The 20,746-nt window shown below is 33.3% G+C and carries 22 protein-coding genes; all 22 read right to left on the bottom strand.

What is annotated here, in order from left to right; genetic code table 11:
* Nucleotides 1-521: 521 nt before the first annotated feature.
* The 22 genes from SBO79_RS06205 to SBO79_RS06100 all read right to left on the bottom strand — a co-directional run bounded on the left by SBO79_RS06205 (nucleotide 522) and on the right by SBO79_RS06100 (nucleotide 20,724).
* Nucleotides 522-1,115, bottom strand: a complete 594-nt coding sequence (locus SBO79_RS06205) for a sugar transferase (protein WP_318643119.1) — start codon at nucleotides 1,113-1,115, stop codon at nucleotides 522-524.
* Between the two features lie 293 nt (nucleotides 1,116-1,408).
* Nucleotides 1,409-2,152, bottom strand: a complete 744-nt coding sequence (locus SBO79_RS06200) for a YdcF family protein (RefSeq protein ID WP_318643117.1) — start codon at nucleotides 2,150-2,152, stop codon at nucleotides 1,409-1,411.
* A gap of 33 nt (nucleotides 2,153-2,185) precedes the next feature.
* Nucleotides 2,186-2,542, bottom strand: a complete 357-nt coding sequence (locus SBO79_RS06195) for a holo-ACP synthase (protein WP_318643114.1) — start codon at nucleotides 2,540-2,542, stop codon at nucleotides 2,186-2,188.
* Nucleotides 2,535-3,161 (bottom strand): MBL fold metallo-hydrolase, encoded by a 627-nt coding sequence (locus SBO79_RS06190; RefSeq protein WP_318643112.1) that lies wholly within the window; start codon nucleotides 3,159-3,161, stop codon nucleotides 2,535-2,537. Before SBO79_RS06190 ends, SBO79_RS06195 begins: the two co-directional genes overlap by 8 nt.
* 2 nt (nucleotides 3,162-3,163) lie before the next feature.
* Nucleotides 3,164-3,385, bottom strand: coding sequence for an acyl carrier protein (locus SBO79_RS06185; protein WP_318643111.1), 222 nt, complete (start codon nucleotides 3,383-3,385; stop codon nucleotides 3,164-3,166).
* Between the two features lie 152 nt (nucleotides 3,386-3,537).
* The gene (locus SBO79_RS06180; RefSeq protein WP_318643109.1) at nucleotides 3,538-4,287 is read right to left on the bottom strand and encodes an SDR family NAD(P)-dependent oxidoreductase; all 750 of its coding nucleotides are present in this window, start codon (nucleotides 4,285-4,287) and stop codon (nucleotides 3,538-3,540) included.
* 3 nt (nucleotides 4,288-4,290) lie between these two features.
* The gene (locus SBO79_RS06175; protein WP_318643106.1) at nucleotides 4,291-5,016 is read right to left on the bottom strand and encodes an SDR family NAD(P)-dependent oxidoreductase; all 726 of its coding nucleotides are present in this window, start codon (nucleotides 5,014-5,016) and stop codon (nucleotides 4,291-4,293) included.
* Entirely contained in the window at nucleotides 5,016-5,246 is a 231-nt protein-coding gene (locus SBO79_RS06170; protein ID WP_318643104.1) for an acyl carrier protein, read from the bottom strand. The genes SBO79_RS06175 and SBO79_RS06170 overlap by 1 nt, the downstream gene beginning before the upstream one ends.
* 143 nt (nucleotides 5,247-5,389) lie before the next feature.
* Complete coding sequence (locus SBO79_RS06165; protein ID WP_318643102.1) at nucleotides 5,390-6,913, bottom strand: amino acid adenylation domain-containing protein; 1,524 nt, start codon at nucleotides 6,911-6,913, stop codon at nucleotides 5,390-5,392.
* Entirely contained in the window at nucleotides 6,910-8,028 is a 1,119-nt protein-coding gene (locus tag SBO79_RS06160) for a 3-oxoacyl-ACP synthase III family protein (RefSeq protein ID WP_318643100.1), read from the bottom strand. Before SBO79_RS06160 ends, SBO79_RS06165 begins: the two co-directional genes overlap by 4 nt.
* A 2-nt stretch (nucleotides 8,029-8,030) precedes the next feature.
* A complete protein-coding gene (locus tag SBO79_RS06155; RefSeq protein WP_318643098.1) occupies nucleotides 8,031-8,663 on the bottom strand; it encodes an acetyltransferase in 633 nt (210 codons plus the stop codon).
* 238 nt (nucleotides 8,664-8,901) lie between these two features.
* The gene (locus SBO79_RS06150) at nucleotides 8,902-9,789 is read right to left on the bottom strand and encodes a formyl transferase (protein ID WP_318643096.1); all 888 of its coding nucleotides are present in this window, start codon (nucleotides 9,787-9,789) and stop codon (nucleotides 8,902-8,904) included.
* Nucleotides 9,790-9,879: 90 nt separating this feature from the next.
* Nucleotides 9,880-10,488 (bottom strand): sugar transferase, encoded by a 609-nt coding sequence (locus SBO79_RS06145; RefSeq protein ID WP_318643452.1) that lies wholly within the window; start codon nucleotides 10,486-10,488, stop codon nucleotides 9,880-9,882.
* A gap of 2 nt (nucleotides 10,489-10,490) precedes the next feature.
* Nucleotides 10,491-11,624, bottom strand: coding sequence for a glycosyltransferase family 4 protein (locus SBO79_RS06140; protein ID WP_318643094.1), 1,134 nt, complete (start codon nucleotides 11,622-11,624; stop codon nucleotides 10,491-10,493).
* A 12-nt stretch (nucleotides 11,625-11,636) separates the two neighbouring features.
* Nucleotides 11,637-12,569, bottom strand: coding sequence for a glycosyltransferase family protein (locus SBO79_RS06135; RefSeq protein WP_318643092.1), 933 nt, complete (start codon nucleotides 12,567-12,569; stop codon nucleotides 11,637-11,639).
* A 3-nt stretch (nucleotides 12,570-12,572) separates the two neighbouring features.
* A complete protein-coding gene (locus tag SBO79_RS06130; RefSeq protein ID WP_318643090.1) occupies nucleotides 12,573-13,634 on the bottom strand; it encodes a glycosyltransferase in 1,062 nt (353 codons plus the stop codon).
* Nucleotides 13,631-14,662, bottom strand: coding sequence for an ATP-grasp domain-containing protein (locus tag SBO79_RS06125; RefSeq protein WP_318643088.1), 1,032 nt, complete (start codon nucleotides 14,660-14,662; stop codon nucleotides 13,631-13,633). Before SBO79_RS06125 ends, SBO79_RS06130 begins: the two co-directional genes overlap by 4 nt.
* A gap of 8 nt (nucleotides 14,663-14,670) precedes the next feature.
* On the bottom strand, nucleotides 14,671-15,819 hold the full coding sequence (locus tag SBO79_RS06120; RefSeq protein ID WP_318643086.1) for a CapA family protein: 1,149 nt from the start codon (nucleotides 15,817-15,819) through the stop codon (nucleotides 14,671-14,673).
* 1 nt (nucleotide 15,820) lies between these two features.
* Nucleotides 15,821-16,936 carry a hypothetical protein gene (locus SBO79_RS06115; RefSeq protein WP_318643084.1) on the bottom strand — a complete coding sequence of 372 codons (1,116 nt, stop codon included), beginning with the start codon at nucleotides 16,934-16,936 and terminating at the stop codon, nucleotides 15,821-15,823.
* A 12-nt stretch (nucleotides 16,937-16,948) separates the two neighbouring features.
* The gene (locus SBO79_RS06110; protein WP_318643083.1) at nucleotides 16,949-18,082 is read right to left on the bottom strand and encodes a polysaccharide (de)acetylase; all 1,134 of its coding nucleotides are present in this window, start codon (nucleotides 18,080-18,082) and stop codon (nucleotides 16,949-16,951) included.
* 138 nt (nucleotides 18,083-18,220) lie between these two features.
* Nucleotides 18,221-19,222: a glycosyltransferase family protein gene (locus SBO79_RS06105; protein WP_406600253.1), complete on the bottom strand. Its 1,002-nt coding sequence runs from the start codon at nucleotides 19,220-19,222 to the stop codon at nucleotides 18,221-18,223.
* A gap of 269 nt (nucleotides 19,223-19,491) precedes the next feature.
* Nucleotides 19,492-20,724, bottom strand: a complete 1,233-nt coding sequence (locus tag SBO79_RS06100; RefSeq protein ID WP_318643079.1) for an EpsG family protein — start codon at nucleotides 20,722-20,724, stop codon at nucleotides 19,492-19,494.
* Nucleotides 20,725-20,746: the final 22 nt, after the last annotated feature.

Here is a 20,746-nt window from a genome sequence, read left to right as displayed (position 1 = left end):
AATTAAGACTTAATTAGTAATTATTTATAAAATTTTATGAATTGACGTTAAAAAACATAAAACATCGACGAAATACATAAAAAAAAATATTATTAAATATATTCCTACAAAAATTATCTAATTATTTTTGAATTTTTGACTATTTTTATAATTCATTTTGCCTTTTTGGTTGATTATTATAAAAAATGTAGACAATAGATAGCCAATTATCCTAAAATTCAACCATCCCCACAATTTCTAACAAAGCTACAATTCCTGAAGATAACCCTAATAGTTGATTAATACTTCCGTCGGTAGCAATGGGAAGTAAATTAGTATAAAACTGCTCACTAATCTTGAAATAAATATGCCATTCTGTACTATGATCAGTTGCAAAAATTTCGTTGACTTCTTAACTCTACTACAAAAAAAACGCCTCAATAATAATTGAAGCGTTTTACATTATTTAAACAATTTAATTCTGTAAGCGAACCAACCAACAATTGATTGTATAGTTCAGATCTTTCAGGCAATAATGCAAATCATGATTTGCATTTTCGCTTTTTAATAAAGCAATCCACATCAATCTTGATTGGGAGAAGTGTACAATATAAAATTTTAAGATCAAGCAGTAAATTTCTATTCATCACATACCATTTATTAATTCTCACTTTGTCTGGCCAAATAATCGTATCATTATATAAAAGAGGATCTGGAAGCCTACTTAATAGTTCTTCCTCGTTGCGGTATTTTAGTGAAGCAAGTCCAGTAATTCCTGGTTTTACTAGCAATACAATTTTATCGTCGCCTACTAATTTATCTGCATAGCCGGCAATATCAGGTCGCGGTCCAACAAAAGACATAGTACCTACGAGGACATTGAGCAATTGAGGCAATTCGTCCAGTTTTGACGAACGTAAAAAACGCCCAAAAGGAGTTATAACTTTTGAAGAATCTGAGAGGGTCTTAACTTTGAAAATATTGAAGGGAATGCCGTGCTGTCCTATGCGACTTTGGATAAATAATCCGAATGATTTTGTATCAATACTTGCGATGAGAATGCAGATCAACAAAATGCCGCCAAGTAAGAGTAGCATTAGAAGGGAGAAAAAAAAGTCAAAAAGGCGCTTTGTCATAGCTGTCTGCACTGTTCCAAATTAGAGTACAATATAGGGAGAAAATTGCCACTATCGCTCAGCAAACCGCGCCGAAAAAAGGATTCCAAGCAATGTTTTTGGATTATAGTAGTAGTTTAAATTCCTCTTATTAGCATATGTAAAGTGGAAATTGCGCCTCTGTATGATGTTAATAGTAAAACGAAAGCCAATTAATTTGATAAATTCTGATTAGTGTCGGGCGATATTACTTTATATTATATGAATAAGTGTAAAGCAACTTTAAATCGAAATATGTTCCCAATCTCCAGTCTCTAAAACCCATCCTTCCAATATTTCAATCGTTCCCTCAAATAATCACTCATAAGATCCACAGAATTTAAAGACGGAAAACTCAAGCCATTATGGTCATTAGCACCTTTTTTGACTTTAAAATTTGTAGGTGCGCCCAACGGGTTCACACCGCATTTTTTATACAACATCAACGCTCTAGGCAAGTGAATTGCATTACTAACTACAATGACATTTTTTGTTTTTCCAAATTTGGTAACAAACGCACTAACTTCTTCGGAGGTGTTGCTGGGAGTGGGTAATATTTCGCAATTTTGAGCTGGAATGCCGAGCTCTATTGCTGCTCTTCTTACTACGGAAGCTTGCGACTCTAGACCAAAACTAGAATATCCTGAACTGACCAATATGAAATGAGGTAGTAATTTCGATATCCGAATACCTTCAACTAGTCGGGCTAAAGTAGTAGTACTTAACTGAGATGTTGCGGGTAAATTTGGATCTAAGCTGTAACCTGAACCCAGTATATGAATATAGTAAATTTGGTTTTTATCTAATTCGCTGGGATCGAATACGGGAGTTTTTGCTTCGTAGAAAGCAATTAATTTTGAGGGAAGAATTCTTGTGGAGGTGGCTAAGAATAGAATGATAAGGATAAGAAATGGTAATTTTACTTTTTTGTATTCGTAGCGATAGGCAGCAAATATTAAGATCAATACGGCGAAGAAGAAAAAATTATTTAGGGTGATACTATCCTTAATTAGATCCATAAGTGTCAATTAATAATTTGCCAACTCGTATTTCTAAAATAATTTTTGAACAATACAAATAGCGGTAGCATAATTTTTTGTGTGCGAAATACTTATTGAAAATTCGAAATTAGCAAACATTTCGAAATGTAGAATATCAAAAACGTAAGGAGCACCGCTTTTATGATGCTGTATCTGAACATCAAGAACATCTATAGTTTTAATATTAAATACTGCCTTTACAACCGCCTCTTTAGCGCACCAAATTCCCGCCAAAGTTTGAGCCTGATTCTTAGATAATGAATACTCCCACTCATATTGCGAAAATATCCTTTGCAACATTTGTGGTTTAATTTCTAAAAGTCTTCTAAATCTAGAAACCTCCTCAATGTCATTTCCGACGCTAATCATTTAGATAAAGATTCCATTTTACTTCCTTGTATTTAAATGTCTCTAAATGACCAGGACATATGGTAAAATCATCGTTTACCAATGATTTAATCTTTCGAACCGAATCTTTTGCCTTTTCTTTATCACCTGTCTTTAACTTTGTAACGATCGGAATATTAGGAATAAGCGCATCGCCTGTAAAAATATAGTTATCTAATAAAAAGCTTAAACTGCCTTCGCAATGTCCTTCTGAAAGAAATGCAGTTATGGATGTATAATCATATAACTTCACACTTACTGCATCCGTAATTACTTGATAATCCACTCCAAAAACTTCGATAGGATCTTCATGATAAAAAGACAAATTACGTTTTGGATTTGACAAGCCTTCCAAGGTTATTTGTGAACCGTAGAATTTTACATTTGGATATCGGTCTATCCAATTTTTTATAAAGTAAATATGATCGTAGTGGTAATGAGTCAAAAATATTCCACTTACTATAACAGTTTTTGGTAAACTATCAATTACAGGTTCAAATCCCCCGCAATCAATCAAAAAAACTTCCTCTTGTTCGGAGGAAGTTATTGTATAAACATTAGAGTTGAAAATTTCACTCTGTATTTTTTGAACTTTTAGCAAACTTATCCCACAAGAAATTTAACGATATCTCCTACGGTTTGAAAATCATTAAGTTGCTCAGCTGTAAGTTTTTTGTCAAAGTCGTCATCACTCATAACAATGAGAGATAATTTTGCCATAGAATCATATTCTTCGACATCTTCTAGTTTCATATCCATTTGCAATGTCCCTTCGTTAACATCTAATACTTCTTCAATTTGGCTTAATACTTCTGTGTTTGACATAATTTCCTTTTTTTATTATTTTTCGATCTTATCTGTTAGATGCAATTATACTGTCACTTCTTAATGAGATGCAGTTGATTCCATTCTACTGTATTTTTTTTGCAAATATACGATCCTATTTTGTAAAGTGATTTTATAAATACTAACAAATTTTATATTGCAAGTTTTCCGCCATCAACAGGTAGGCAGCTACCAGAAATCATTCTAGACTCTTCTGACAACAGGAATAATACGGCATCTGCTATATCCTCAGGCTTGCAAACTCCCAAAAATTGACGCTCTGTTATTTTTTCTAATGCTTCTGCTCCACCTGGAAGATCCAGAATATCATCCATCATTTTTGAATAAGTTGCACCCGGAGCAACTGTATTGATTCTAATATTCTTATTTGCTAGTTCTTTGGCAAGGCAACGCACTGCAGCATTCATCGCAGCTTTGGAAGCGCAATAAGCTGTTTTTGTTGCATTGCCTAAAAATGCTCCAGTCGCCGAAATACCAACAATTCTTAAAGCTTCATTTCTGATCTTTGGAGAATTAATAACTCGGATAATTTCGATAAAAGACACGAAATTTACATTAAACACCTTATTTAAGAATGCTGGAGTAGTCATTTTTAAAGGTCGCACATCTCCGAGACCTGCGGCATGTACAAAACCATCGATTTTGCCAAATAATGTCGAAATGGATTTAATTTGATCGCCAATTGAATCAACATCTTCAAGATCTATTGCAATTGCGATATGATCAGACTGAGTTAAATCTGATTGTACAAACAAATTTAGATTTTCAATATTTCTACCAACAAGAATTAACTTTGCACCCTTCTGATCTAAGGCTTTGGCTACTGCACCTCCGATTGCTCCATTAGCTCCGGTAATTAAGTAAACTTTATTTTGCATCATTTATTAATTTAAAGAATACCCTCCATCCAATTTAATCAACGATCCAGTCATCGTTTTTACTGCATCTGATAAAAGGAAAATACTTAATCTTGCCAATTCCTCTGGGGTTGACATTCCTAAATCTGAATTACCCGCAGTATCAGTCCCAACAGAAAACATATTTTTAACGTGTTCGTGATTAATGTCTATCGTTAAAGCGCCTTTAAGAATACCATTTACTCGAATTTTCTTTGGAGCAAGTTCTACCGCTAAATTTACGATAGCCGCGTTTAAGGCAGCCTTTGAAACACCATACGCTAATTTCGTTTTTAGTCCAAGCAAACTACTAACTGAAGAATAAGCTACTATACTTGAGCCCAAATTTAGTTTTTTCTTCTTTTGAAGTATTCGAACTAGTTCAATAAAAGATGCGCAATTCACATTAAATAAACTTTCGGTATTAGAAGGTTTGGTCATCGACAATGGTCTTAAATTTCCTTCTGATAACGAAAAAACAACACCATCAAAAGAGTTCAAGTCTCCAATTAAACTAGATAAATCTTTCTCGTAAGTAGAAACGGTTTTGATAGAATCAAATAATAGCGCACTTTCTTTACAATTAGATTTTGCTATAATTTCAGAAGAATTGATCCAAGTTATAGTTGCACCGCTTTCTTTAAAAACTGGATACATCTCATCTATTAGAAACTCATCTCCTCCAAAGATTAAAATATTTTTTGCTTTAAGCATTATTTTTTTTCTTGCAATTTTAAACACATTTTGTAAATAGCTTCGGCTGAATTAAAATTCTCAGGACTTAACTCGTTTACGCGAATTGCAATGTCAAAATGATCATTCAAATCTGAAACGATTGAAACAATATCAAATGAGTCTAATAAACCATCATCTACTAATTTCGTTTCTTCTTTGAAATCTATATCGGGTCTAATTTCTTCTAATATTTTATAAAAGTCTTCCATAATTTATTTTTTATTATTACAATATCAAATTTTACAAATCTGAATATTATTAAATTAATTTGCAATTATACTTATTAATACTAAAAAAGTAAGTATAATAAAACAAGAATATTGATAAGTTTTAATTTTTAATTTCTCTAAATCTATTCGGCAAATTTTGCTTTAATTGCTTTACGATCTACTTTGCTATTGGCATTTAAAGGCATCTCATCTAAATGAACAAATTTGTTTGGAAACATATATTTCGGTAAACTCTTGGCAAGTTCTTTTAAAAAGTTCTTCGCTTCAATTTCGATATCAGATGTGTAATACAAAACAATTTTTTCATTCGTGCTATCATAAACGCAAGCAGCATGTTTTACATCTTGCATTCCATAAACGGCGGCTTCAATTTCTCCCAATTCAATACGGTTACCCATATGCTTAACCTGAAAATCTTTGCGACCAATGAATTCTATTTCTCCAAGATGATTTCTCCTCACAAAATCACCAGTTTTATATAAAATATCACGATAATGATTGTGTAATGGATTTTGAATAAAAACTTGATTTGTTTGATCCTGATTGTTGTAATATCCTAAAGCCACTCCTGTTCCTCGTACCGCAAGTTCACCTTCACCCGTTCCAAAGAGAACTTGATCGTTCTCACCTAAGAGAAAGGTTTGCTTATTGTCGCAGTTATTGCCAATTGGCACAACTTCATTGTCGTTAAAATCTCTATCTACAATATAAAATGTACTATCAACGGTTACTTCGGTTGGCCCGTATAAATTGATATACATGCACGCTGGAAAATGCTCTTTCCACATATTTAAATGTTTACCGTACATCGCTTCCCCTGCAAAAAATATTCTTTTTAATACGGGTAAAACTGCTTCTTCTAGAATGCCGCTTTTGGCAATAAGAACTACTGCTGAGGTCGCCCACAAAATAGTTGTTACGTTATTTTCTGCAAGTGTTTCTATTAACAATTTTGGAAACAGAAAACATTTTGGAGCAATCACTACCAAAGTTGCAGCTGTTCGTATTGAAGTATAGATATCTTTTACAGATGCATCAAAGTAAAACGGAGTTTGATTTCCAATCACATCAGTTTCATCAAACTCAAATGTTTCAGATAGCCAGCTGCTTAAATCTAGCACCGACTTATGACTAATTGCTACTGCCTTTGGAATACCGGTAGATCCTGAAGTAAATATAGCATAAGCTGGATCGACATCAATAGATTTTTGACGAATTAGGTTCAGCGAATCTTGATCAATTTCTCCGTTGTTAATGGTATCAAAAAAATAAAAAGGCAAGTTGGTGTCTATGGAAGAAAATAGCGCTTCCTCACTTTTGCTAAATCCTATAACAGACAGAGGATTTAATACTTGGACAATGTTTTTAAGACGTTCCAATGGTGTCCGGTTATCAACAGGCACGTAGAAGTTCCCACTATACAACACACCCATAAAGGCAATAATTGGCTCAACTCTCCTATCTACCATAACTATGATAGGTCTGGAATAATTATCCTTGACTTTCTGACTTAAAAATGAGCCTATACTTTTAGCCTCTGCTACATATTGCGCAAAATTTACCGATATCGAATCGTCTTTAAGAGCGATAGCTTCTGGTAGTCTTTGAGCGGTATTTTCCAATACCTGAAGAATGTTTTTTATCATTTTGTTAGTCCACTATATAGTTCATTAGGCGATTTAATCAATCCCTCTTCAAAAATGCTGTCATCCTCAATCATTGGATAAATATAGTTGGTATCAACCTGAGCTGAAAATACTCCAAGGGAAACTCCAATTCCAAATCCACAAAACAAAGTGTTAATAACTTTCTTCTCAGGATTATTAGCATATTCTTCAATTAGGGATACTAATGGTGATGCACCAGAAGTATTACCATACTTGTGCAGACTAATCGGCATCTTTTCCATAGAAATTTTTACCTTTTTCGCTATTTGTTTTAAGATATATAAATTTGCTTGATGAAATGCAAAACTGTCATAGTCATCTACAGTAGTGTTAGTATGCGCCATAAATTCTTTCAAAATTTGTGGTACATCAAATATTGTAAACGTAAAAACTGCTGTTCCTTGAATAAATGAATTGTACAAACTTCGCTTATTACCATCTTTACATTCAAAAATTTCTTCGGTAGGATTTAGATCTCTATATCCTCCACCTGGAACAATCATATACCTATATCCGTTTCCATCAGATTTTAAAATAGATGTAATTGGATGTAATTTATCGTCAGTTTTTTCTAATAATATTGCAGCTCCCGCTTCTCCAAAAAGCATTAGTGAGGATCTGTCTGTTGGAGCAACTGACTTACTTGCCGTATCTCCAGTAATTAATAATGCTTTTTTGATGTTTGAACTTTGCATCATACTTCCCAAAACTTGAACTCCGTAAATTAGTGAAGAACAACCTAGGCTGATGTCAAATACGGCTGCATCTGTGGGAATACCAAGTCTTTTCTGTAAAACAAACGCCGTTGCTGGTCGCCTGTAATCAGGACTGTGAGATGCAAATATTATAGCACCTATTTCTGACGCATCAATACCACGTTCATCCAATATTTTTTTGGCAGCCACGTACCCTAAATCTGCGCAAGTTTGATGTTTTGCTACTCGTCTAGTTTCTAAGATACCGGTCTGGTCCATGAATTTCTTCACTTCTTCCTCACCAAACATTTCGTTATACTTGGTGGTTTTTTCAACATTTGATGGAACCGCAGCTGCTATTCCTCCAATTTTTATATTATCAAAAGTAAATACTGCCATAACTATATATTAATTTTTCTTGCTGGATTACCCATTACTTTCGTACCTGCCTTCACATTCATTATTACCATCGACCCCATTGCCACCAGCGACCAAGCACCTACTTTCTTTCCTGGCGCAATACATGAATTACTTCCAATAAAAGATCCTTCGCCTAGACTAACGTAGCCGTTGATTGAACAGTTGCCAGTAATAGTGCAAAAGTCACCAACAACAGCATCGTGTCCAAAACTTGACCCTAAAATTGTAGCAAAATTTCCAATTTTTACATTAGGAGAAATTTTTGCATTTGGAGTCATAACAATGCCTTCGCCAAGCTCGCAGAATTCTCCAACAATTGCAGTTGGGTGGATAATAGTTGCAAATTTTGCACCTTTCGTTTGTAAAATTTCAACAACTATTTTTTTAACTTTAGGTAATGCAATTGCTATTGCAAAATAATCATTTTCTCGCGGAGAATAGTTTTTTATACTATCAATTACTTTATAGTCGCAGTCATAGCCTTCCAAAGCAGAAAGGTTGTCATCGATAAAACCTTTAATATCCCAAGATTTATTTGACTTATTGCTGTCTTTGATCCATTGCAGCACTTCTCTTCCAAAACCACTTGCTCCTACTATAATGAGATCTTTCACGTCTATATATTTTTTTAATTCACACCTCAAATAACGAAATACGACGTCATAAACTATAGTCGAATAAGAGAGATTTGATTCTTTTTTAGTTTGTCAAAGGTAAAACTTTAGCATCTAAAATAAAACTTATATTATTTACTTAAGCTAAACTTTACACTACGATAAGTTTCCTCTAATAGTATAACTTAACTAAAATAGTGGACTTTATTTTTTATAAAAATAAAGCTATTCCAGTATTCTATTCTATTACTTTCAAATTACTTAAAGTAATTTTGAATCCATTTACTATTACGACTAGCTCATTATTCTCTAATTTAACATTTGTGTCATTGCTACTACTGCACTCCTCAGCTATCTTATAATTTGAAAATTCGTACTTAACGTTTTGATAGAGGACAAAGGGAAGCCCTAATACTTCTAACGGACCATAATCCATAGCACGAAGAAAAGCACTTAATTGTTCACTATTCCAACCTAAATCTAATTGGCCATTGTTCGGCTTCTGCCAAGAATAATTGATAGACTGTCGTTCGGTATTATGTTGCTGTATAGCAGTTACTTCATCCAATAAAACATTGTCAATAATTTCAGAAAAAGCTTCAAACGCAATTTTGCTAAAAATTCTTAGTAAAGAAAAGGAAGTTGTTTTAGTAGTAATAGCGATAGCTTTTTGTGTAATAATCGCGCCTGCATCCACCACCTCAACGACATAATGCCAAGTAATACCTGCTGTAGTATCGTTACTATAAATAGCCCATGCTTCTGCATTTCTACCTGGATACTTGGGTAGCAATGCACCGTGGTAGTTGATTACTTTAATATTAGATTTGCTTAAAATGCTGGCTGGAAACAGATACCTGTTTGACACAGAAATTATTAATGTATTTTGATCTAAATTAAGAAAGAAGTTGGTCAGAGCTTCTTTATCCAATTGTACATATTCTATATTATTCTTTTCACAAAAATTTTTAGCGAAGGCTGAATTGTCATTTCTACTTTCTATGAATAGAAGATCAAGATTCTTCTCTTTAAGTAATTTGGCACAATTTGTAGCAACAGTGCCTACTCCAATCACTATAATTTTTTCAAATTTAGAACTTTCTTTGAGTTCATCTTGTATATTCATATTTATACTGTTGATCGCATTTATAAGTTAAAAACACAATTAGATATTACAATCTAATTTTAAGTGATTAAAATTTGTTGATTTGCACTTTTAATTTGTGCCGTCAAAAGATGGCATTGTAGCATCACTACTAGCATTAATATCTGCACCTCGAACTACTTTTTGGAAAGTCATGTACAAAATTTTTAGATCTAAAATAAAGCTAGCATTGTCAACGTACCAAACATCAAGCTCGAATTTTTTAGTCCAAGAGATAGCATTCCTACCGTTTACTTGTGCCCAACCAGTTATTCCTGGGCGCATATTATGTCTTCTTAACTGCGCTTCATTATAGAGAGGAAGATAGTGTACCAAAAGTGGCCTAGGTCCAATCAGCGACATATCTCCTTTCAAAACGTTTATTAATTGAGGGATTTCATCTAAAGAAGAATTCCTCATGATACGTCCAAACTTTGTAATTCGCTCAAATGAAGGAAGCAATTGTCCAGTAGCATCTTTCCTGTCATTCATCGTTTTAAATTTCAACACCTTAAAAACTTTGCCATTTTTACCTGGCCTAGGTTGCTGAAAAAATATTCCCGCTTTTTCATTTGAATAATAAAGTACTATTATTAGAACTATGAAAACAGGCAGAAGAAGCACCAGTGCAGAAAGTGAAATTGTAAAATCCAACAGTCTTTTGATATAATTTCTATAAATCATTATTTATTATATATGTCTAACATCCCATTCCAGATAATTTCATTTTTAAAATTTTTAGACCATAAAACTCCATTTGAACCTAACGTATTCCTTTTTGTCTCGTTGCTATACAATTCGTCCATAGCAGTAATTAATTCAGGAACATTTTTTACAGAAACCAAAATTCCATTATAACCATCCGAAACTGCGTCTCTAGTTCCAGTGCCAAAGGTACTAATTACAGGAAGACCCATAGCAGCCGCTTGCACTAAAACATTACCAAATCCTTCCCACCACGCTGGCAGAACAAAAACATCCATTAATGATAGAAATAATGCAACCTCATCTGTTCTACCGGGCATCACAATACCCGCATGATTTGACAATTTTTCAAACAAGTCTTTATCTTTTATCTGCCCCTGATCAAAAGGACCAACTATTAACAATCTCTTGTTGTTATCACTATTGTATAATTCACAAAAAGCTTTATAAAGCTCATTTATACCTTTCCTATCTATGATTCTTCCTAAAAAACCATAAACGAAATTACTTTCAGAAATATTTAACTGCTTCCTTAGCTGTGTCTTTGCATCTTGAGACACTAATGTTGGATTAAATTTTGTTAGATCTAATCCATTACTACTTCCTTTATTAATAATTACGCATTTCTTCTCATCAAAGATATTTTCTCTTATACCTAATTCTTTCACAGATGGACTAATGCAAATTATCGTATCGGCACAATAAGAAGTTATTGCATCCATCCGTTTTAGAAGTGCTTGCAAAAATCCTTGTTCATGTTCAAATCGAAAACCTCTACAGGTAAAAATCCTATGCTTAATCCCACAGTATTTGGCCGCTAATAAACCCAGCAAGCTAATTTTTGGTGTTCCAAAATTTACTATATCTGGTTTTACAGCCTTTAAAATTTTTATAATCTGAAATACTGTTTTTAAATCGGACAATAATGAAATTTCTCTTGCTATAGTAATTTCCAACAATTTGCAATTCTCTCTCGCACAATAAGCTAACGATTTTTCATCTTTGGGCGCCATTAAATAAGTATCGAAACCCTTTTCTTTAAAGTAAGATAATTGACCTTCAAGCAGGCCTACACTCCCCGGTATCGTAATCCCTACAATTAATTTCTTCATTTTTTTCGTTTTCTACTCGGCATTAAAACTAATCCCAAAATAATTTAAGCAATTATAAATCTGCAAATCCTTTGCTCCTTTAAAAGTGTTCGAACTTACTAAAGATGAATTGTGTGTCGATTTTACAGTAATTGGATCTCTATTATATTTACTAAAAACAAACACCTTTATTCCCATTCTTATGAGATTAATTTTCCACCAAACATCATCGGAATTGGGAGAAAGCTCCATCATTAATTTTTTGTCGAATAAGATTTCATCAAACATTTTTTTTGCTGGTATCAGGGTACCGTTGCCACTAGTGTGATGTAAATAAAGCGATGGCTCCGTTGCTTGAAAGTTATGCTGCCAGCTGCGGTAAGGTTGTAATGCCCCTTCTTTAAATCCCATCTTATGAACTCTAGACGCAATAATATATTGAGGATTTTTTCTGTAAGTCGCTATCAAATGTTTAACAATATCTTCATGGTAATAAAGATCATCATCAAACATAATCACCTTACTTTTCTCATTTTCAAGCATACTATAATAATACTTTTTATGAGATCTAATATCTTCGCAAAATTTTATTTCTAAACCGCGTGTTTGAAGATCTAGGATGTTTTGAGGCAAATCACTAAAATTGTTCGGAAATTGCGCTTCTGCCAACCATAAAATTATTCTATCTGGTTTAATGCTTTGACGAAACAAACACTCAAGACTGATGTAAGTATATTCAATCCTAGCCGGAAAACTGGTCATACTTGCAATAAATATTTCATCTTCTGTATTTGAAAAATTCTTTTCTAACCTTGGTTTTGTGCTAGTTTTACTCAAGAATATAGGATAGTATAAATCGAGACTGAATTTTATACCTCTAGCTAACAATCTAATAAAGATCTTATAGAGAAAAGATTTGTTTTCAAATTTAGGCAGGAAATAGTAGAAACTTAAAAGAATATTCATAGTTTATGCTAGTAAATTTTGAATTTTTTTACAAATAGTATTATTATCCAATCTTTCATTTATATTCATTGCTGAGCGACCTATTTTTTGTCTTAATTGTTTTGAATCTATTAGCATAGTCAGGTTTGCGGTCAGGTCATTATCCGTCTGTTCTTCAGCTACCAAAAAATCTTCGCCTGCGATTCCTAAATCTTCAAATGGAATTGAGCTAAAACAGATAGACGGCAATCCTGCAGACATTGCCTCACATAATGCATTGGGAAAACCTTCCAAGACAGAAGGCAAAACAAAGATAGATGCTTCAGAAAGCTGAAAATCGACATTGTTAACTCTCCCCATAAATTCAACTTCGTCCTCAACGTTAAGGTCTTTCGCCAATTGTTGCATTTGAGATAACATAGGTCCTTCGCCACACATTCTGAGCTTGAATCCTTTTTTATCAGTAATTTTCGCGAAGGATTTAATTAATTTATCTGGAGCCTTTTCCCAGGCAAATCTTCCCACGTACAAAATAATATCTTTTTTTGGCACTTCCTGTACTGGTACTTTTCTAGCAGGATTTGGAATTATCTTTATATTTAATTTACTGCCAAACTTCTTTTTATTCCAATCTGCTGCTCTGAGCGTTTGTGCAATAAAAGTAGTAGAAAGTGGGTAGGTCGATTTCTTTAAGATTTTAATGTAACTTTTAAAATTGTAATCAGGGCTTGTTCTATCAGAAATATGTATCCTTTTATTTAGTCCAAGTCCTGCAATAAGCACTAAAGGATTAAAAGCATCACCAAACGAAATGATATTTTTAGAACTGCTTATTTTAAACTCTTTTCTTAAAAAATTTATTACAAATAAATAATGGGAAACAATAGAAAGCCCCTTGCCCGGATGATTTTTATGTGGAACAATTAGCTGAACTCTTGGGTCTAGATTATAAAAAACCTCTTCTTTCTTGCAAGAAATAAAGGTGACTTTATAGTCATTTTCAACAAACCAATTAGCAATATTGGTAAGTGCTCGCTGTATTCCTCCAATTCCCAGTTTTGGTGAAACTAAAATTATCTCTTTCAAATCTTCTTGCTTTTATTCAAAAAATCATTTTTAGAATCTTCTATAATCCATCCATACGGGTTAAACTTTCCTGCGTGCCAAGTCAGATTTTTGTCCCAATATCCTTCACAATCGTAATACCCTTCTTTTCGGTAACCATAACTCATTTCAACAAGCAGTGCTTCCTCATCTCGGTAAACAAAATCGAAAGCAACACATTGCATTTTTACTTTGTCGGCAATATCAAAAGCTGTCTGTATTAGACTGTCCTTGAATACTTCCTTATTGTACTCTATATAACCACTACCACTAGCTCTAAAATCATTTGGGCGAGTGTATCTTTTAATGGCAAAGGCTTTGTCTTTTATAACTATTACTCGATAATCAGAGTCATTTAGAGGTATAAATTCTTGAAGATACATATATCCATAAGCTCTACCACTCATACGCTCGTACCGAACCGGGTAAACAATATGAGCAAAAGCTTTTAATACGTCTTTGAAGGTCTTCTTACCCATCTTAAATCTTCGAATAGATTCCTTTACACCATCCCAAGCATCATATTCTCTGATTCCCTTACCATACATTTTTTTTCCAAGAGTGATCAGTTCTCCGGCAGATCTGAGCAACTTAACGTTTCTGCTTCCGGATCCACCTTTCAACTTCCAAACTATTGGGTAAGATGTTTCTTTGGAGAATTTTTTAAGGGATTTCATATCATAAAATACATAATTCTTTGGAGTAGGAATATCTAAGCCTTCAAATAAATATTTTTGCGCCACCTTATCGTCAAAATGCCATCCAGTATTATGATCAGGAAAAACGACTTTGCCGGAAAACTCTAAAGCTTCTATTAAATTCTTTGCGAGAAAATAGTCGATAGGATTTGACTGCTGATGATGCCATAACAAAATATCAAAACCTTTCATAGTCTCCATAATGTCAGTATCATAACAATCTACAATTCCATAATCAATATTGTTTTCTTCACAATACTCTATCCATTTTGATGCAAATGAACCTACGTTATTATGTATAGCTATACGCATATGAACCTTTATTTTTTTATTTTATTGTTTAATATTATTTCAAGAACATCCCTATGTGACTCACATCTTACTAAATTTAATAACAGTTTCGATTTGTTTTTTGTGAATAGGTCAGGCAAAAGTCCTTTTTTAAATAATGAACTAAATTTACCCTCATAAGGATTTATAAAAGCTTGAAATTGCACCGTTAATTGTTTAGCAAATTTTTCGTAAGAAAGTTTCAATTTCTCGCTATCACTGATAATTAAATTTAACTCCGCAAAATTATTATTAAAGGCGTTTAATTCTTCATTTTTCAAAATAGTTACTCCTAATGCTTCAGCATGTTGTTTAAAAGGAACCATTTCAAATACTAATTTATTATCTTTAATAGTAATTCCTAAACCAATACCTATATTCCAATAGGTACCTTTTGACTTTTTTTGACTGTCAAAAATAAAATTTCCAATGCTATAATATATCGGTTTTTCATTGTAAATTTCATATCCACTATAAGTGTGAGTATGATGTCCTATAACTGCGTCTGCACCTAGATCTACAAAGTACTGCATTATTTTTTGTATTCTAGGACTTGGCAACGAGTAATATTCATTACCTCCGTGGAATATTACAATGGTAAAATCTACCAATGTCTTTAAAGAATTTATTTGATAAAATGCATCAATTTCGTTAAGACCATTCGCTCCAACGATGCCATTTTTATCTGATATCCACTCGTTTTCACAAATATTAATGATCCCAATCTTTTTTTCGCCTACGGTTTTAATAAAATAACCGCTTTTTTGAATATCAGTCGTACCAGCACCAACGTGAGAAATATTGTGTTCGTCTAATATTCGAAGTGTGTTTTCTAAACCTTTAGAACCGTGATCAAGAATATGATTATTTGCTAGACAAACCAAATCAACACCAGCACCATTTAAAACGTCCGCAATTTTTGTCGGCATTTTTAAAGTCGGACCAGTTTTAATTTCTGGAGAATTTCCATCTGTAATGGGAGCTTCTAGATTAATTATTGATAATTTAGAGTTTCTAAGTATTGGAAGTAATTCTCCAAATAAGGTCTCTAGATTATTGTCTTCAACAAGTGGTAACAATCTACCATTTGCATGATTTCCAACGTAGAAATCTCCTGCTATAAATATATCAAAGTCCATATTATAATTTATTTTTTGACATTCTTCTGCCCAATTCAGCTGAACTTATAAATTCGACATCCGGATACAGCTTAATAATGTCAAGTAAAATTGACTTGAAGAGCTTCAAATTTTCTGTTCTATTGTTTTCCACCAAACCACCCATAAAATTAACTCTATGCGTAGATATTATTAAAGGTGCTCTTAATATAAAAGCTGCTTTGGCTTCTTGAAGGATATTTTTTTTCCAATCTATATTTTTTTTCGTTGCAGGTTCAAAAGTGGCGTTTCTAATGGAGTAAAACAAACCATTACTGTTTCGTTTTCCCATATAGTGCCTAATGGTTTCATAGTTATCCCCCTGCGGAGATTTCTGAGCTCGCCCGCCTTGAAGATATTTTATTCCAACGTTTTTAAATATTAGTTCGTGCTTTGGATGCCAAGTATAATTGGGAGCAATGAAAGAATCCGAAGAAAAGCCGAATGTTTGCTTAAAAATAGCCGCCGCGTCAGTCAAGACTTGTTCATGGCCTACGATCTCAGCCTCATTCGTAAAATCCAATGCCGTTAGAAAACTTTTTCTTTTCTCTTTTATGATGGTCGTACTTAGCCCATAAACATTATTTTCAAAAGCAATCATTGTTTCTTTATCCTTTGCTTTTAATGCATTCATCCAATTACTAATAAAGATATGTTCTCTACCGTGCAATTGTGGATAGTACAATTTTTCTTTTATTCCTTCCTTTAGTATATCAAGAGTAGCAGTACTTCCCTGATAACGCAAATATGATTTATCGAAAGTTTCGAATTCGTAAGTATTAAAATTATTTTCTTTTATCCGATCGTAGTCTGGATTAGCTACAATTGTATTTGCGGTCAAAACAGGATGATTCCCTTGCAAGGTTTTTATAGATCTAAATGTATCAAACAAAGCATGCAAATCTTCAGCAGATTCCAGATTGTCATAAGTATTATAGCCACATTTATCTACTCGGACACCAGCATCTAATAGGTTTTGGAAAGATTTAACCGATGGCATTCTTACAGACCCCCAGTCGTCGCTCTCAATCACCACTACTTTTTTTGAAGTTTTATATCCCCTTACATTAATCAGTAAGTTTTTAATGTTGTCAATCATAATTTTTACTACCTATTTCTCTCTTGCTAAAATCTCTCCTAATTGGGCACTGTTGATAAATTGTACCTCAGGCCACTTCTTCATAACTCGTTGCAACAACTCTTTCAATTTCACTAAAGTCAAGTCTCTATTTTTTTCTGATATTCCTCCTGCAAAATTAACTCTGTGAGTATTTATTACCGCAGGTTTTCCAAATCTAAAAGCAATCTCAATCTCAGCCAGACAGCTATCGACACTGTCAGCATCTTGATTTCGAGAAGGCTCGAAAGTAGCATTCCTTCTCCAATAAGTTTGACCGTAGTTATTTTTATCGCCCCAATATTTATTAACTTTTTTAATCTGACCGTTCCCTAGAGGAACGAGTTGCTGCCCACCTTGATGAAATTTAACTCCATTCTCGGACAGTACTTTGTCTATATGATCTCCTCTAACTGCCGCAGTGGCAACAAAGCTTGTTGATGCAAAACCAAATGTATCTTTGAACATCGCAAGTCCTTCTGCAGTAATACGTTCTACTTCAATTTTATCCGCTTCAGTGTCATATTCTAATGCTGCCATATACTGGAATCTATTTCGAATATTTTTCTCAATATTTTTGTCACTAATTCCTAGCAAAACTCTATTCTCAAAAGCAATGTTTTCTTGCGTAATATCAGCATTAATAGCTCTCATCCACTTATTTACATTAAAATGCTCTCTGCCATGAAACTGAGGATATAGTAGATTTTCTTTAATACCTATATCCTTCCACATTTTCAAAACTCTATCGTGATTTGGATACGATAAATAAGTATCAGCTAAACTCTCAAAAAAGTAATCCTTTTTATCAGCTTTTGCAATCTTTCCAAAATCAGGATTTGCCACCAAGGCATTTGCAGTTATAACTGCAGATTTGCCATTTGCATCTTTAACAGAACTTAAGGTTTCGAAAATATTCTCAAGATCTTGATTACTTTCGAGGCAGTCGTATTTTGTATAATTAGATTTACCAACATTAACTCCCTTTTTTAGTAAAATATCGTAAACCTCTTTTGATGGCATTCTAATACTTCCCCAGTCATCAGATTCGATAACAAGATACTTTTTATCTGTGCTCCAACCTCTAAAATTTACGTATGACTTACGCACCATTTGTGTAAAATTCATCTTACTTTTAAGTTACTCAGTTTTTAATTGCCAAAAATGCTAGCCTGCTCTTCCAGTGGCAGTAATTATTTTTCTTGAAAACTACTATTAAATAGTTATAATCAGTTAAGTGAAATGATTTTTTTCTACTTAAGATCATTACCGATGCTCTAATGCCAAGAATTGCTTAACTACATTCTCAATCCTAAAATTATCAAAATTGTCAATTGCTAGTTTATTTTGGTAATTGCCTTCCAAAAATTGCAAGACTATGTCGCCATCCAGCTTTTCTGAATTTATCTGCAATATAGGTTTGTCTATGATCGCATAGTCAATCAGTTTACTAGGTGTCTGCGATACGCCAGTGTTTGTAAAGTTTACTACAAAATTGAATGTTGACAATGTCTGTAATAATACTGTTCTCGCTATTGGTTTATGCAATATAATGCGATCGTCTTTTGCAGCGTAAGCTTCGACAAACTTATCATTCTTCGTGAAAATATGAAATTCAAAATGAGATGATTTGTCGATTTTAGAAAGAAATTTAAGTAGTTCACTTGGATCTCTCCTATTCAGAGCAAAAGCACCTCCATAGCCAAAACGAATTATACCATCGTCTAATAACGCTCCTTTATTTATATCCTCAAAACGGAACCCCTGAGGAATCACTACTAATTTATTATGAAATTCAGGTAAATAACCTGTATATGAGGTGTTGGTTGGAACGGTAATTATATCAACCTTTCTCATAAACCAACTCTCAATCCATTTGAAATAAAATGGCGGCTGAAAGGTATCATTCTCTTGAATAAAATAAGGATCTCCACAATCTGCAATCCATAGAGGTGCTATATTCTCCTCTTTCTTTGCTGACCAACTTGCGGCCACTCCCCAGTGAATAGAATGTGGTACAGCAATCGATATTAGAAAATCATATTTTTCGGTTTCTGATTTTAATTTATTTTTCACCATAAAAAAAAGTTCTATTCTGGGATATTCAAACAACAAAGGCAAAAGGCGGTTTGCTGCTTTGTTAAATAATGCGCCCACTTTACCAAGGCCATTGATTGTGGGAATCTTCCACTTTAACCTTCCTAAATTGATGTAATTTATTGGAAATTCATTTAATAGCGGCTGAATACCTTCTTTATGTGGCGCCATTACGGTCACTTGATGGCCTTGCCGACAAAATTCTTTTGCTAACTCTGTTGCCCTAAAAGCCCTCGGCGTCTGCTCGGGATAAAACCCATTAGCTATAATTAAAATCTTCCTATTTTTCAATTTCCTATTATTATTTAGATTGTAAAAATTTATTAACCCTAGACTTCAACTATAACTTTTCCACCCACTTAGCAATGAAACTTTTAATATTATTACAATTTCGACTTACTATTTTTAATATTAAATTGAAGCACTCTATTTCAATTCAACTAGAAGGGTGATTTTATAAATTCAATTATGGGACTATCGACAATTAGCCAATTAAGTATTGGATTTCCAATAAAGAAAAATGGACCTACACTCTCCATACCCGTACGAATTAGAAATACTATCACAAACACCATCGTAATTCTTAGCAAGAAATTTATAGAGCGTGTCAACTTAACATTATAATTTAAAAATAATAAAAAAATGGTCATTAATATTAAGTTTGACAATACCGCAAAGCGACCACCCGACGGCACAGAAGATGCTATATTACTAAAAGACAAGAAGAACAACGCCATCGGAAAAAAGATCTTTAAATTTTTATCTAATAGATTTCTTTTAAAAACACCATAATAATATATTATGATAACCATACTAAAAAAAATATATTTTTGCAGTATACCCGCAAGAAGGAAATGCAAAGCATGGTCGGCCTTTTTTTCACTTAGAACTTCAACATATTCTTCACCCAAGTACGCTTCCTTGGACTGAATCATACCAGGCAACAAAGCAAAAGTTTCTCGAACAAAATTTAGATCTAATTGTCCTAAGAAAAAACTTGCAATAAATATTATTAAAAGAATTGTTGTGTTTTTGCTGGGTAATAATGTGTAAGCTATATACAGACCCAAAGACGCGATTAAACTAAAATGTATGAATACCGGTAGTACTAGAAAAAACCACCCTTTCTTTTCTTTTTTTAAATGTATCAGAACTATTCCATAAAAGAAGACCGCAACTGCAGTCCACATACGCACGCCATTAATTTGCCAAATCGGATTGGTTAAAGCTAATAAGATGAAAGTAAGCAAAGCAATCCCTTTTAAAGGAATGTTTATATGCGATCTAATAATTATTAAAGTCTTAAACCAGAAATAACCAAAAACTACTGCAAAAATTGAGAATAAAATTTTTGTGTTTTCTGTAAAAATACTAACAAACCACGTAAGGAAAGGCTGATATATATCTAATTTTGAACCTCCTTCTCCGTAGGCCTCGTCTAAAACTTGCACTAACGACACACTATCTTGATGATAACGTACTAACTCTGCAGCGTACCTCTCAGAGTCTCCGCCGGTGGTAGAAACGACAAATGAAAGTCCAAAAAAGAATGATAATAATAAGTACGGTGCAATATGTACATTCTCCTTAAAGTTGCGAAAAACATAGATTGCGCTTATAAATGGATTAAACAACCATAGCGCCAAAAACGTCTTCTTATCTAACTGTTTCAATATGGGCAATTATTAAAATTTA

Origin of the sequence: Flavobacterium ardleyense (genome assembly GCF_033547075.1) — a bacterium.
Taxonomy (GTDB): Bacteria; Bacteroidota; Bacteroidia; order Flavobacteriales; family Flavobacteriaceae; genus Flavobacterium; species Flavobacterium ardleyense_A.
This window is presented reverse-complemented; position numbering and strand designations above follow the sequence as displayed.